Consider the following 13,633-nt stretch of genomic DNA (forward strand, 5'->3'; position numbering starts at 1 on the left):
TCATTCGAGCAGCTCGCGCCGGACGCGCTGCAGCCGCTCGTGTCCGGGTTCGCGCTCCAGCGCCTTCTCGAGCAGATCGCGCGCCTCGTCGCGCTCGCCCTGCTCCCACAACACGACGGCCAGATTACTGGCGATCTCGCCGTCCTCCATCATGCTCCAGGCCCGCCGCAACTGCTCCTCGGCCTCGTCCAGCCGCCCGAGCTTGTAGAGCACCCAGCCGTAGCTGTCGACCACGGCTGCGTCATCGGGACGCTGCTCGAGGGCCTGCGTGATCAGCTCGTAGGCCTCCTCGTAGCGGTCGGTCCGGTCGGCCAGGGTGTACCCCAGCGCGTTCATCGCGGTGGCATTGTCCGGTTCGTTGTCAAGGATCGTGCGAAAGTCCTGCAGCGCCGCGTCCACCCGGTCCAGGCGCTCGTGGATCAGCCCGCGCAGATACAGCAGGTCGCTCTCCTCCGGGAAGGCATCCAGGGCCGCATTGGCGCGTTCCAGTGCACGTTCGTAGGCCTCTTCCTCGCGCAGGGTGTTGACCTCCACGACCCAGGCCTCGCGCGCCACGTCGGCGTCGTCGTGCGTCTGCAGTTCGTCGAACGCAGCGCGCGCCGCCCCGGCACCGTTTTCGCGCAGAGTCAGGGCCGCCAGGCGCAGCCGCGCATCCGCGCGAAACTCGCCCTCGCCGACCCGCTCGAAGAATGTCCTGGCCCGGTCCGCATCCCCCTCCAGTTCGTGCAGACGGCCCAGATAATAGGCCACCTCGTTCTCGCGCACGCCGCGGGCATCCAGGGCCTCCAGCTGCTCGCGCGCGGCCTCGTTCCAGCCGCTCTCGAGGCTCAGCAGGGCCAGCGTCAGGCGGGCCTCGTGGTCGTCGGGGGCCAGCTCTGCCAGCCGCGCGATCTCCTCCGGGCCCCGGTCGTCGTCGGCATGGTCGGTCAGCGCATGGGCGTAACCGATGCGGGCGTCGCGACTGTCCGGGTGGGCGGCGACGGCCTCGCGCATCAGGGCCAGGGCCTCGTCCCCGCGTTCGTCTCGCTCCAGGGCCTGTGCCCGCAACAGGTACAGGCTGATGGCGTCGGGATGCTGCTCGAGACCCCGCTCGGTGGCCTGCAGGGCCGCCCCGGTCGCGTCGAACCGCAGCGCGAGTTCGGCATACACCCGCCACGTGTCGCGATCCCCGGCCCGCCGCGTGGCGAGGTGGTCCAGGGTCTCCAGCGCGTGGTCCCGGTTGTCGGCCTGCACCATCAGCGAGGCCAGCGATGAATAGGGACTGGCACCTTCCCGCGCGCGCCGCTGCATCAATTCATCCAGCAGCTGTGCGGCGGCCTCGACCTGCCCGGCGTCGATGCGCAGCAGCGCAACGATCTGTACCGCCTCCATGTGTTCGGGCGACAGGGCCAGCCAGCGCTCCCCGGAACGCAGGGCCTGCTCACGATCCCGCGCGAACAGGGCAATGCGGGTGGCCCGCTCGGCGATCTCCGGGTCGTGGCTCAGCGCCGCCGCCGCACCGTAGAAGGCCGCCGCGTCGGCGGTCTGCCCGGAACGCACGGCGATCTCGCCGGCAAGCACGCTGAACATCAGCGCCGCCTCCGGATCCTCCTGCAATCCGCTCTCGGGCAGGGTCACGATCTCCGGGGCGTCGGTTTCCAGCGGCTCGCCGGCACCGAGCGAATGGTGCGCACAGCCGCTGACAAGGAGGACAACGGCCGCGGCCAGCAGGGTTCGGGTCATAAAGGCTTTCCATGCATGTCAGCTTTCAGTGAGACGGCACCGGGCCGCGCCAGGTTCCTTCGGGCCCGGCATCCGGATTCCTGCGCACTGTACCGAACCCTTTCACCGCGTACACTACTGACCCGCAGGGGACGTTTTGCGGCACAATACGCAGGTTATGCTCTTCGCACTCGGAATCAATCACAAGACGGCGCCGGTCGAGATCCGCGAGCGGCTGTCGGTCAGCCAGCACGAACTGGACGATGCGCTGCATTCGCTGCGCTCCGGCGTGCGGCTGCCGGAGAGTGCGATCCTCTCCACCTGCAACCGCACCGAGGTCTATTTCCGCGAGAGCGGGGAGGACAGCGAACACCGAGTGGTGGACTGGCTGGGCGGCTACCACGGGATCGACCGCGCCGAACTGCGACCCTATCTCTACCTGCACCACGACGGCTCGGCGGTGCGCCACACCCTGCGGGTCGCCAGCGGTCTGGATTCGATGGTGCTGGGCGAGCCGCAGATCCTCGGCCAGATGAAGACCGCCTACCAGTACGCGCACGACGCCGGCACCCTCGGACTGTCGCTGGAGCGGCTGTTCCAGCACGCCTTCGCCACCGCCAAGGACGTGCGCACCGAGACCGCGATCGGCCAGAGCGCGGTCTCGGTGGCCTTCGCCGCGGTGTCCCTGGGGCGGCAGATCTTCGGCGACCTCAAGCCACTGACCGCGATGGTGGTGGGCGCCGGCGAGACCATCGAACTGGCCCTGCAGCACCTGCGGGGCCTCGGTATCGGCCGGGTGATCGTGGCCAACCGGACCGAGGAACGCGCGCGCAGCGTGGCCGAACGCTTCGACGGCGAGCCCATCGGCCTGGACCATCTGGGCGAACGCCTGCCGGAGGCCGACATCGTGATCTCCTCCACCGCCGCGCCGGTACCGATCCTCGGCAAGGGGGCAGTGGAGCGTGCGCTGCGCAAGCGCCGCCGCAAGCCGATGTTCATGGTCGACATCGCGGTCCCGAGGGACATCGAACCCGAAGTCGGCCAGCTGGAGGACATCTACCTGTACACGGTGGACGACCTCCAGGAAGTAATCGACGACAACATGGCCTCGCGTCAGGCCGCCGCGGAACAGGCCGAGGAGATCATCAACCAGCGCGCCGGCGAGTTCATGCGCTGGCTGCGCGCGCGCGACTCCATCGACAGCATCCGTCAGCTGCGCGAACGCGCGGAGACGGTGAAGGACGAGACCGTGGAGCGCGCCCTGGCGATGATCCGCGCCGGACGTCCGCCCGACGAGGTCCTGCCCTGGCTGGCCCATACCCTGACCAACAAGCTGATGCACCACCCCTGCAAGAGTCTCAACACCGCGGCCCACGAGGGCGACGCCCGCCTGCTGGAGGCCGCGCATCAGCTGTTTCAGCTGCCCGAACGCGAGGACGACCCCGGACATGAACCGGGACCTGACCGCGGCGCAGAATCCAACAACACCAGGGACGACGCGTGAAGGATTCCTTTCGCGCCAAGCTGGAGGGCCTGGCCGAACGCCATGCCGAGATCGCCGGCCTGCTCGCCACCCCGGATGCCGCCGAGGACCCCGAGCAGCTGCGCCGCCTGTCGCAGGAATACAGCCAGCTGGAACCGGTGGCCGAGGCGTGGAAGGCCTGGAACGAAAACCGCGCCGCGCTGGAGGAAGCGCGCGCGATGCTCGAGGACGACGACCCCGAACTGCGCACGATGGCCGAGGGCGAGATCGAGACCCTCAGTGCACGCACCGAGGAACTGGAGGCCGAACTCCACCGCCACCTGATCCCGAAGGACCCGCACGACGACGCCAACGTCTTCCTCGAGATCCGTGCCGGCACCGGCGGTGACGAGGCGGCGCTGTTCGCCGGCGACCTGCTGCGCATGTACAGCCGCTACGCGGAACAGCGCCACTGGCAGCTGGAGATCCTGTCGGCCAGCGAGGGCGAACACGGCGGCTACCGCGAGGTGATCGCCCGCCTCGCCGGCCAGGGGGCCTATTCGCGGCTGAAGTTCGAATCCGGCGCCCACCGCGTGCAGCGCGTACCCGAGACCGAATCCCAGGGCCGCATCCACACCTCGGCGGCCACGGTCGCGATCCTCCCCGAACTGGAGGAGGTCGAGATGCCGGAGATCAACCCGGCCGACCTGCGCGTGGACACCTTCCGCGCCTCCGGTGCCGGCGGCCAGCACGTGAACAAGACGGATTCCGCCGTGCGCCTGACCCACCTGCCCACCGGCATCGTGGTCGAATGCCAGGAAGAGCGCTCCCAGCACAAGAACCGCGCCCGCGCCATGAACTTCCTCGCCGCGCGGCTGTACGAGGACGAACGCGCCGCGCAGGCCGAGGCCCAGAGTGCCGAGCGCAAGGGTCTGGTGGGCAGTGGCGACCGCTCGGAACGCATCCGCACCTACAACTTCCCCCAGGGGCGGATCACCGACCACCGCATCAACCTGACGCTGTACAAGCTGGAGCAGGTGATGGCCGGCGACCTCGACCCGGTGATCGACCCGCTGATCCACGAGTACCAGGCGGAACAGCTCGCCTCCCTCGCCGACGCCTGATGGACCACCCGGCCACGCTGGACGCCCTGCTGGCCAGCCTGCGCAACCGGCTGCAGGAGGCCGGCGTGGAGGCCCCCGGGCTGGAGGCACGCCTGCTGCTCGGCACGGCCACCGGCCTGAGCACCGCGCAACTCATCGCGCGCGGCGGCGATGCCCCCGGCCCCACGCAGGCAGCCGCGGCCGAGGCGTTGTGCCGACGCCGCCTGCAGGGCGAACCGATCGCCCACATCCTCGGCCGGCGCGGCTTCTGGACCCTGGATCTGGGGGTCTCCCCGGCCTGCCTGATCCCGCGCCCCGAGACCGAGGTGCTGGTCGAGGCCGCGCTGGGGGTCATCGACGCGGCGCCGGAAGAACACCCCCGGGTGCTGGACGCGGGCACCGGCTCCGGGGCCATCATCCTTGCGCTCAAGGCCGAACGGCCGGCGATCGACGGCTTCGCCAGCGACACCAGCCTCGACGCCCTGACCCGCGCCCGCGCCAACGCCCGCGAACTGGATCTGGACGTCCGCTTCTTCGCCGGGGCCTGGCTGCAACCGCTGGCGGCCTCCGCGCGCTTCGACCTGATCGTCTCCAATCCGCCGTACATCGCCGCGGACGACCCGCATCTGCAACGCGGCGACCTGCGCTTCGAGCCACGGGATGCGCTGGTCGCGGCGCAAACGGGACTGGCGGACCTGCATGAACTGATCGCCACCGCACCCGATCACCTGACGGACGACGGCTGGCTGCTGCTGGAACACGGATTCGACCAGGACGCGGCGGTACGGGCACGACTGGAGACCGGGCCGTGGACGGACATCACGACCTGGCCGGACACCGCCGGTCATCCCCGCGTGACCGGGGCGCGCCTGCGGGCCCGGCGCTGACTGACAGACATGCCGAAGCCCCCGGCGCATGCACCGGGGGCCCTGCGTGCCATGCTCCGGACCGGCGAGCGGCCCGGCTGCACATCACGGACGCGGCAGCGGCAGTGGCAGCTTGAGGTGGATGCTGCCGGAGGAACGCCGGTCACCACGATCCCGCGGCCCCGAACGGTGCGAACGACCGTAGTAGTGATGGTGGTAGTGCCGTTCCGCGCCGCGGTGGCCCGGCCCACGCCCGCGCGAATGACCGCGCCGGGAATGCTTGTGGCCGCGCGCGCCCGGATGCCCGCGCTTGTGCTTGTAGCCACGACTCCCGGGATGCCCGCGCTTGTGCTTGTAACCGCGTTTGCCCGAGCGCCGATCATGGCGGACCTCCTGCAGGCCCTCGACCGAGAACTGCAGCGTGGCCCCGCCGGATGCCCCCTTGACCGGCGTCGCGGCCTGGGCCGGTGCCGCGACCACAAAGGCGAGCAGTGCGGCGGGCACGACCACGGCGGTCAGACGCTGCAGGATGGATTTCTGTTCGGGGTTCATGGGACGCCTCCTTCCCTTTCTCTTCTGGCCGGATTGCCGGGAACCAGACTAGCTCTCCCGACTGAACCCCCCTTGAACCGCCTGCCGCGTTGCGTGAAGTCCGCCGCAGTTCCGGCACGCGGTCCGCGCGGCCATGTGACGGAGTTACAATCTACCCATGAATGACGACGAGCTCCTGCGCTACGCACGCCAGATCATGCTGCCCGGTATCGGGGTCGAGGGCCAGGAAAGCCTGCGCCGGGCGCATGCGGTGGTGATGGGCGTGGGCGGACTGGGTTCGCCGGTAGCGGCCTACCTGGCGGCGGCCGGGGTCGGCCGGCTGACCCTGGTGGACCCGGATCACGTCGAGACCAGCAACCTGCAGCGCCAGATCCTGCACGGCGAGGCCGACGTGGGCGCGGACAAGGTCGCCTCCGGTGCGCGGCGCCTCGCGGCGTTGAACAGCGCCTGCCGGGTGGAGACCCGGGCCGAACGACTGAACGCCGACGCGATGCGCGCGCTCTTCGCCGGCGCCGACGTGGTGCTGGACGGCACCGACCATTTTGCCGCGCGTGGCGCGATCAACCGCGCGGCGGTCGCCACCGGCACGCCGCTGGTCTCCGGCGCGGTGATCCGCTTCGAGGGCCAGCTCACCACCTTCGATTTCCGCGACCCGCAGGCGGCCTGCTACCACTGTCTGTACGGCGACGAAGGCGCGGACGAGGACACCTGCGCGACCAGCGGGGTGCTGGCGAGCCTGCCGGGGGTGGTCGGGAGCCTGCAGGCGACCGAGGCCCTCAAGCTGCTGGCCGGCCTGCCGACCCTGGCGGGGCGCCTGCTGCTGATCGACGGCCTGCACATGCAGTTCCGCGAGATCGGCCTGCAGCGCGACCCGGCCTGCCCGGTCTGCGGAGATCCCCCGTAGGAGGCCAGCCCCTGGCCAATTCGGCGCCGGAGACAGCCCGGACGCCCGATCGGCCGGAGGGGCCGGCCTCCCACAGGGGGTTTGCCGATCGGCCAGGGGGCTGGCCTCCTGCGGGGCACGGGGCGCCCCCCTGTTCGCAGGGCGTCGACCGACCGGCCGATGCGGCCCTATTGCGAGGTATCGGGTCCCGGCGGCCGCGCGCTGTCGGGGCGGCACAGGGCCTCGGCATCCACCGCATCGAAGACGTACTGCGCGTTGCAGAACTCGCAGGTGACCTCGATGCGGCCCTGCTCGGCCAGGATCGAGCGGATCTCGTCCACCCCGAGGCTCTGCAGGGTGGTGGCCACGCGCTCGCGCGAACAGTGGCAGTGGAATTCCACCGGGGAGCCGTCGAACAGGCGCACGCGTTCCTCGGCGAACAGCCGGCCCAGCAGCGAGCCGGCGTCCAGTTGCAGCAGTTCGGCCGCCGTGGTGGTTTCGGCCAGGGTGGTCGCGCGGTTCCAGTCCTCGCTGTCGCGCGACAGCGGCTGCCCGCTGTCATCCGGCAGCCCCTGCAGCAGCATGCCCGCGGCGCGCTGGCCGTCGGCGGCCAGCCAGACCCGCGTGGGGAGCTGCTCGGACTGTTCGAAATACCCGTCCAGGGCGTCGGCCAGGGTCTGCCCGCGCAGCTCCACCACGCCCTGATAGCGCTCGCCGCCGTCCCCGGGGTCCAGGGTCATCATCACCCGCGCGTCCTCGCCCAGGATCGCGTCCAGCGTGCCGTCCTCCGGCGGGGTCTCGTGATAACGGGCCACGCCGCGCAGATGGCCCTGCCCGTCGGCCTGTGCCACCAGCATGTGCAGCGGCCCGGAACCCGTGACTTGCAGGATCAGGGAGCCCTTGAACTTGAGCGTGGCGGCGACCAGGGTGACCGCGGCACAGGCCTGTCCCAGCAGGTCGCGCACCACCGGCGGGTAGGGGTGGCGCTCCAGCACCGCCTGCCATGCCCGGTCGAGGTGCACCCATTCGCCGCGCACCCCGGTGTTTTCCAGCATGAAGCGGTGCAGGGTATCGGCTTCGCGCGCGGATGCCGCGCCCATGCCCGCCTCACTCATGCCTGATCCAGGCGTTCCTTCAGCCGCTCGTTGACCTGGGCGGGGTTGGCCTTGCCCTGGGTGGCCTTCATCACCTGGCCGACGAAGAAGCCGAACAGCTTGTCCTTGCCGCCCTTGTACTGCTCGAGCTGCTTGGGATTGTTCGCGATCACCTCGTCGATGATGGCGTCGATCGCGCCGGTGTCGGTGATCTGCTTGAGCCCCTTGGCCTCGATCACGCTGTCGGCATCGCCCTCGCCGTTCCACATCGCCTCGAACACCTCCTTGGCGATCTTGCCGGAGATGGTCTCGTCCTGGATGCGCGCCAGCAGCCCGGCCAGCGCCCCGGCATCCACCGGGGCCTCGGCGAGCTCCACCTCGGAGCGGTTGAGCGCGGCGGAGAACTCGCCCATCACCCAGTTGGCGGCCAGCTTGGGCGCATTGCAGCCCCGCACCACCGCCTCGTAGAAGTCCCCCATCTCGCGGGTCGCGGTGAGCACGCCGGCATCGTATTCCGGCAGTTCGTACTCGCGCACGAAACGCTCGCGCTTGGCGTCGGGCAGCTCCGGCAGGCGGCCGCGGATCTCTTCGATGAAGCCCTGATCGACCTCCACCGGCAGGAGGTCCGGATCAGGAAAATAGCGGTAGTCGTTGGCCTCTTCCTTGGTGCGCATCGAACGCGTCTCGTCGCGGTCCGGATCGTACAGGCGGGTCTCCTGCACCACGCGGCCGCCACCCTCGATCACGTCGATCTGGCGTTCGATCTCGAAGTTGATCGCACGCTCGACGAAGCGGAAGGAGTTGAGGTTCTTCAGCTCCGCACGGGTACCGAATTCCGCCTGGCCCTTCGGACGGATGGACACGTTGGCGTCGCAGCGGAAGCTGCCCTCCTGCATGTTGCCGTCACAGATGTCGAGGTAGCGCACCAGCGAGTGCAGCTTCTTCATGTAGGCGACCGCCTCCTTCGCCGAACGCAGGTCCGGCTCGGAGACGATCTCCACCAGCGGGGTGCCGGCGCGGTTGAGATCGATGCCGGTCATCGCCTCGAAGCCTTCGTGCAGGCTCTTGCCGGCGTCTTCCTCGAGATGCGCACGGGTCACGCCGATGCGCTTGGTCGAGCCGTCCTCCAGCTCGATGTCCAGATGCCCGCTGGCAACGATCGGCAGCTCGAACTGCGAGATCTGGTAGCCCTTGGGCAGGTCCGGGTAGAAGTAGTTCTTTCGTGCAAAGACCGAGCGGCCGGCAACCTCGGCGTCCAGCGCCAGGCCCAGCATCACCGCGCGCTCGACCACCCCGCGGTTGAGCACCGGCAGCACGCCGGGCATGCCCAGGTCCACCGGGCAGGCCTGACGGTTGGGCTCGGCGCCGTAGGCGGTGGGCGCCCCGGAAAAGATCTTGGAGACGGTATTGAGCTGGGCGTGGATCTCCAGCCCGATGACGGTTTCCCATTCCATGCTGCGACCCCTCAGGCAAAGGCCGACGGCACGCGGGCGTGCCAGTCGGTCTCCTGCTGAAACTGGTGTGCGACGCCGATCATGCGCGCCTCGTCGAAATAGTTGCCGATCAGCTGCAGCCCGACCGGCAGCCCCTGCACTTCGCCCGCCGGCAGCGACATCGCCGGCAGCCCCGCCAGATTGGCGGCGATGGTGTAGATATCCGAGAGGTACATCTTGACCGGGTCGGCGCTCTTGGCCCCCAGCTCGAACGGCAGTTCCGGCGTGGTCGGGCCCAGCAGCAGGTCGACGTCGGCGAATACCCGGCGGAAGTCGTCGGCGATCACCCGGCGGACCTTCTGCGCCTTGAGATAGTAGGCGTCGTAGTAACCGGCGGACAGCACGTGGGTGCCCACCATGATGCGCCGCTTGACCTCGGCGCCGAAGCCCTCGCCGCGCGAACGGGTGTACAGGTCCAGCAGGTCCTGCGGATCCTCGCAGCGATAGCCGTAGCGCACGCCATCGAAGCGCGACAGGTTGGACGAGGCCTCGGCCGGGGCCACCACGTAGTAGGCCGGCACCGACAGGTGGCTGTTGGGCAGGCTGACCTCGCGGATCTCGGCGCCGCGTTCGCGCAGCACCCGGATCGCCTCGTCCAGTACGGCGCGGATGCCGTCATCCAGGCCTTCGCCGAAGAACTCCTGCGGCAGGCCGATGCGCAGCCCGGTGAGGTCGGCGTCCAGCGCCGCGGTGAAGTCCTCGGCCGGGCGTTCGAGGCTGGTCGAGTCGCGCTCGTCGAACCCGGCCATGGCATTGAGCATGTGCCCGCAGTCCTCGGCCGAGGCCGCCATCGGCCCGCCCTGATCCAGGCTGGAGGCGAAGGCGATCATGCCGTAGCGCGAGACCCGACCGTAGGTCGGCTTGAGCCCGGTGATGCCGCAGAACGCGGCCGGCTGGCGGATGGAACCGCCGGTGTCGGTGCCGGTGGCGCCGGGCGCCAGACGTGCGCCCACCGCGGCCGCGGAACCGCCCGAGGAGCCGCCCGGTACCCGCGCGGTGTCCCAGGGGTTGCGCACCGGGCCGTAGAAGCTGGTCTCGTTGGACGAGCCCATGGCGAACTCGTCCATGTTGGTCTTGCCCAGCATCACCGCGCCGGCGGCGTGCATGCGCTCGACCACCGTGGCGTCGTAGGGCGAGACGAACGGATCCAGCATGCGCGAGCCACAGGCGGTGCGCACGCCACGGGTGCAGAAGATGTCCTTCTGCGCCACCGGCACGCCCAGCAGCGGGGCCTCCTCGCCTTTCGCCAGACGCGCATCGGCGGCGTCCGCCTGCTCCAGCGCGGAATCGGCGGTCACGGTGACGAAGCTGTTGAGATCCGCATCCAGACGCTCGATGCGGTCCAGGTACAGGCGGGTGAGCTCGCGCGAGCTGATCTCTCGGGCGCGCAGCTTGCGTACCCAGTCGGAGAGGGTTTCCTGGGTCATGGACTCGGGACTCTTTCCTTCAAGCGTGGCTGAAAGCGGCGCACAGGGCGCGCCGCAGGCGATTCGGCGGATGACGCGTCATTCAATGACGCGCGGCACCAGGTAGAGCCCCCCTTCCACCGCCGGGGCAATGGCCTGGTAGGCGTCGCGCCGGTCGGGCTCGGTGACCGCGTCCGGGCGCATGCGCTGGGCCGCGTCCATCGGATGGGCCATCGGCTCCACCCCCTCGATGTCGGCGCCGTCGAGCTGCTCGACGAAGTCGAAGATGTCACTCAGCCCGCCGGCAAACTCGCGGGCCTGGTCGTCATCCATCGCCAGACGCGAAAGCTCGGCGATGCGCTGGACGTGTTCGGTGTCTACGGACATGGCTTGCGGACCCTCGCTGCGGGCGATAACGAAACACTCAGGGATACGCTGAGACGGAGCGCAAACTTACCACAACCCCGACCTTGCCCAAACCCGGGGCGGTTGCTAGAGTCCGTGGCTTTCCCGCCGACCATGCAAGCAGGTTCGTACCCCATGCTCAAACGCCTCCTGGGGCTGTTCTCCAACGACATCTCCATCGACCTCGGCACGGCCAATACGCTGATCTACATGCGCGGCCAGGGCATCGTGCTCAACGAACCCTCCGTCGTGGCCATTCGTCAGGACCGGGGCCCCGGGGGACCGCGTTCGATCGAGGCCGTCGGCATCGAGGCCAAGAAGATGCTCGGGCGCACACCGGAGCACGTGGTGACCATCCGGCCGATGAAGGACGGCGTGATCGCCGACTTCACCACCACCGAGAAGATGCTGCAGTACTTCATCAAGAAGGTGCACGAACGGCGGATCTTCCGCCCCAGCCCGCGGGTGCTGGTCTGCGTGCCCTGCGGCGCCACCCAGGTGGAGCGCCGCGCGATCCGCGAATCCGCCTTCGGCGCCGGGGCGCGCAAGGTCTACCTGCTGCAGGAACCGGTGGCCGCGGCGATCGGCGCCGGCATCCCGCTGGACGAGGCGGTCGGCTCCATGGTGCTGGACATCGGCGGCGGCACCTCCGAGGTGGCCGTGCTGTCGATGAACGGCATCGTCTACTCCGAGTCGGTGCGCATCGGCGGCGACACCTTCGACGAGGCCATCATGGCCTACGTGCGCCGCAACTACGGCGTCCTGATCGGCGAGGCCACGGCCGAACGCATCAAGCATGCGGTGGGTTCGGCTTATCCGGGCAAGGAGCTGCTGGAGATCGAGGTCAAGGGCCGCAACCTGTCCGAAGGCGTGCCGCGCTCGTTCACCCTGAACTCCAACGAGATCCTCGAGGCCCTGCAGGATCCGCTGTACGGGATCGTCTCCGCGGTGCGCACGGCACTGGAACAAACCCCGCCGGAGCTGGGTTCCGATGTCGCGGAACGCGGCATCGTGCTGACCGGCGGCGGGGCGATGCTGCAGCAGATCGACCGTCTGCTGATGGAGGAAACCGGCATCCCGGTGGTCGTGGCCGATGATCCCCTCACCTGCGTCGCCCGCGGAGGCGGCCGGGTTCTGGAAATGCTCGACGAGAAGCGGGTCGACTTCCTCTCCATGGAGTAAACTCCGGTCCCGGGCGCGTCCCCGGGAGTCGCCCCGCGTTCCGGAGGTTCGGTTATAAGCAAGCCGCTGTTCAGACTGGGCATCTCGCCCACGCTGCGTCTGCTGGTCGTGGTCCTGGCCGGGATCGCGCTGATGGTGCTCGACCACCGTCTGAACGAACTGCAGACGGTGCGCAGCGTGCTCGCGACCGTGGCCTACCCGATCCAGGTCGCGGTGGATGCGCCCATCCGCGCGGGCTCACGGGTGCTGGAATCGTTCTCCAGCCGCGAGGACCTGGTGGTGGAGAACCGCATCCTGCGGCGCGAGAACAGCGAGCTGCGCGCCCGCCAGCTGCGCTTCGAGGCATTGCAGGCGGAGAACGACCGCCTGCGCGCCCTGCTCAACACCGCCCGTCAGGCCGACGAGGAGGTCCAGGTCGCGCAGATCCTTGCGGTGGACCTGGATCCCTTCCGCCAGCAGATCGTGCTCGACAAGGGACAGCGCGATGCGGTGTATGCCGGCCAGCCGGTGATCGACGCCGACGGCGTTGTCGGTCAGATCCTCTCCGCCGAATACTCCAGCGCCACGGCCCTGCTGATCTCCGACCCCGGACATGCCCTGCCGGTAGTCAGCGCCCGCACCGGCCTGCGCGGCATCGTCGTCGGCACCGGCAACCCCCAGCGCCTGCACATGCGCCACGTCCCGCCACAGGAAGACATCGAGGAGGGTGACCTGCTGCTGACCTCGGGGCTGGGCGGTCGTTTTCCTGCGGATTACCCGGTCGCGCGCGTCACCTCGGTGGAACGCCCGCCGGGCGAGCCCTTTCTCGCCATTGAGGCGGAACCGCTGGCCGCGCTGGACCGCTCGCGCGAGGTGCTGCTGCTGTGGATGCAGGACCGCGAACGCAACGCGATCCCCACGCCGCTGCCCGCCGAAAGCGCAACCGAATCCGCGCCGGCGCCATGAGTGGCGGCACGGGCGTTCCCTGGCCGATCCCGCTGAGCCTGCTGGCGGCCCTCGCGCTGGCGATCGTGCCCCTGCCCGCGGGCCTCGCGCTGCTGCGACCCGAATGGGTAGCGCTGGTCCTGATCTACTGGGCCATGGCCTTCCCCCAGCGGGTCGGGGTGTTCACGGCTTTCGGCGCCGGTCTGCTGCTCGATGTCCTGCAGGGCCAGCTGCTGGGCCAGAATGCCGTTGCGATGGCCCTGGTGGCCTACCTCACCATCCAGCTGCATTCACGCCTGCGGGTCTATCCGCTGTGGCAGCAGATGATCGTGGTCACCGGCCTGATCGCCCTGTACAAGCTCACCGCCCTGTGGCCGCAGGGCCTGGCCGGCCTGCCGCCGGGCACCCCGTGGTACTGGGCGCCCGTGCTCAGCAGCGCTCTGATATGGCCGCTGATCTTCGTGCTGCTGCGCGACGTGCGCAAGCGCTGGCTGCTGCACCTGACCTGATCCACCCGTGGCCATCGCACCCGGAAGGCCGGCTGCGGCATACTCTCCCGGCC

General features: G+C 69.5%; 13 protein-coding genes. 7 read left to right on the top strand and 6 right to left on the bottom strand.

What is annotated here, in order from left to right; genetic code table 11:
- A complete protein-coding gene (locus tag F787_RS0100450) occupies window positions 1-1,722 on the bottom strand; it encodes a tetratricopeptide repeat protein (RefSeq protein ID WP_028490975.1) in 1,722 nt (573 codons plus the stop codon).
- 157 nt (window positions 1,723-1,879) lie between these two features.
- Between F787_RS0100450 and hemA the strand changes: the two genes are divergently transcribed.
- From hemA to prmC, 3 genes are read left to right on the top strand one after another with little or no spacing between them, the layout of a single operon-like run.
- Window positions 1,880-3,205, top strand: a complete 1,326-nt coding sequence (gene hemA, locus F787_RS0100455) for a glutamyl-tRNA reductase (protein WP_028490976.1) — start codon at window positions 1,880-1,882, stop codon at window positions 3,203-3,205.
- Window positions 3,202-4,287, top strand: a complete 1,086-nt coding sequence (gene prfA, locus F787_RS0100460; protein ID WP_028490977.1) for a peptide chain release factor 1 — start codon at window positions 3,202-3,204, stop codon at window positions 4,285-4,287. Before hemA ends, prfA begins: the two co-directional genes overlap by 4 nt.
- On the top strand, window positions 4,287-5,153 hold the full coding sequence (gene prmC / locus F787_RS0100465) for a peptide chain release factor N(5)-glutamine methyltransferase (RefSeq protein ID WP_028490978.1): 867 nt from the start codon (window positions 4,287-4,289) through the stop codon (window positions 5,151-5,153). The genes prfA and prmC overlap by 1 nt, the downstream gene beginning before the upstream one ends.
- A gap of 84 nt (window positions 5,154-5,237) precedes the next feature.
- Here prmC and F787_RS0100470 read toward each other — a convergent pair whose 3' ends face one another.
- Entirely contained in the window at window positions 5,238-5,684 is a 447-nt protein-coding gene (locus tag F787_RS0100470) for a hypothetical protein (protein WP_042805518.1), read from the bottom strand.
- A 157-nt stretch (window positions 5,685-5,841) separates the two neighbouring features.
- Here F787_RS0100470 and F787_RS0100475 point away from each other — a divergent pair, with 157 nt between their 5' ends.
- Window positions 5,842-6,588 carry a molybdopterin-synthase adenylyltransferase MoeB gene (locus tag F787_RS0100475; RefSeq protein WP_028490980.1) on the top strand — a complete coding sequence of 249 codons (747 nt, stop codon included), beginning with the start codon at window positions 5,842-5,844 and terminating at the stop codon, window positions 6,586-6,588.
- Between the two features lie 167 nt (window positions 6,589-6,755).
- Here the strand turns inward: F787_RS0100475 and hslO are convergent, their stop codons facing one another.
- From hslO to gatC, 4 genes are all read right to left on the bottom strand, one after another.
- Complete coding sequence (gene hslO, locus F787_RS0100480) at window positions 6,756-7,682, bottom strand: Hsp33 family molecular chaperone HslO (RefSeq protein ID WP_051245963.1); 927 nt, start codon at window positions 7,680-7,682, stop codon at window positions 6,756-6,758.
- Window positions 7,679-9,115 carry an Asp-tRNA(Asn)/Glu-tRNA(Gln) amidotransferase subunit GatB gene (gatB, locus tag F787_RS0100485; RefSeq protein WP_018869801.1) on the bottom strand — a complete coding sequence of 479 codons (1,437 nt, stop codon included), beginning with the start codon at window positions 9,113-9,115 and terminating at the stop codon, window positions 7,679-7,681. Before gatB ends, hslO begins: the two co-directional genes overlap by 4 nt.
- 11 nt (window positions 9,116-9,126) lie before the next feature.
- Window positions 9,127-10,581: an Asp-tRNA(Asn)/Glu-tRNA(Gln) amidotransferase subunit GatA gene (gene gatA, locus F787_RS0100490; RefSeq protein ID WP_028490982.1), complete on the bottom strand. Its 1,455-nt coding sequence runs from the start codon at window positions 10,579-10,581 to the stop codon at window positions 9,127-9,129.
- Between the two features lie 78 nt (window positions 10,582-10,659).
- Window positions 10,660-10,947, bottom strand: coding sequence for an Asp-tRNA(Asn)/Glu-tRNA(Gln) amidotransferase subunit GatC (gene gatC / locus F787_RS0100495; RefSeq protein WP_028490983.1), 288 nt, complete (start codon window positions 10,945-10,947; stop codon window positions 10,660-10,662).
- Between the two features lie 153 nt (window positions 10,948-11,100).
- Here gatC and F787_RS0100500 point away from each other — a divergent pair, with 153 nt between their 5' ends.
- The 3 genes from F787_RS0100500 (at window position 11,101) to mreD (ending at window position 13,580) form a co-directional block, all read left to right on the top strand.
- Complete coding sequence (locus F787_RS0100500) at window positions 11,101-12,147, top strand: rod shape-determining protein (protein WP_018869798.1); 1,047 nt, start codon at window positions 11,101-11,103, stop codon at window positions 12,145-12,147.
- 81 nt (window positions 12,148-12,228) lie between these two features.
- Complete coding sequence (gene mreC / locus F787_RS0100505) at window positions 12,229-13,092, top strand: rod shape-determining protein MreC (protein ID WP_255325656.1); 864 nt, start codon at window positions 12,229-12,231, stop codon at window positions 13,090-13,092.
- Window positions 13,089-13,580: a rod shape-determining protein MreD gene (gene mreD / locus F787_RS0100510; protein ID WP_018869796.1), complete on the top strand. Its 492-nt coding sequence runs from the start codon at window positions 13,089-13,091 to the stop codon at window positions 13,578-13,580. Before mreC ends, mreD begins: the two co-directional genes overlap by 4 nt.
- The last annotated feature ends 53 nt before the right edge of the window (window positions 13,581-13,633 follow it).

This window comes from Thioalkalivibrio sp. ALE19 (assembly GCF_000428605.1).
In the GTDB taxonomy this organism is placed as follows: Bacteria; Pseudomonadota; Gammaproteobacteria; order Ectothiorhodospirales; family Ectothiorhodospiraceae; genus Thioalkalivibrio.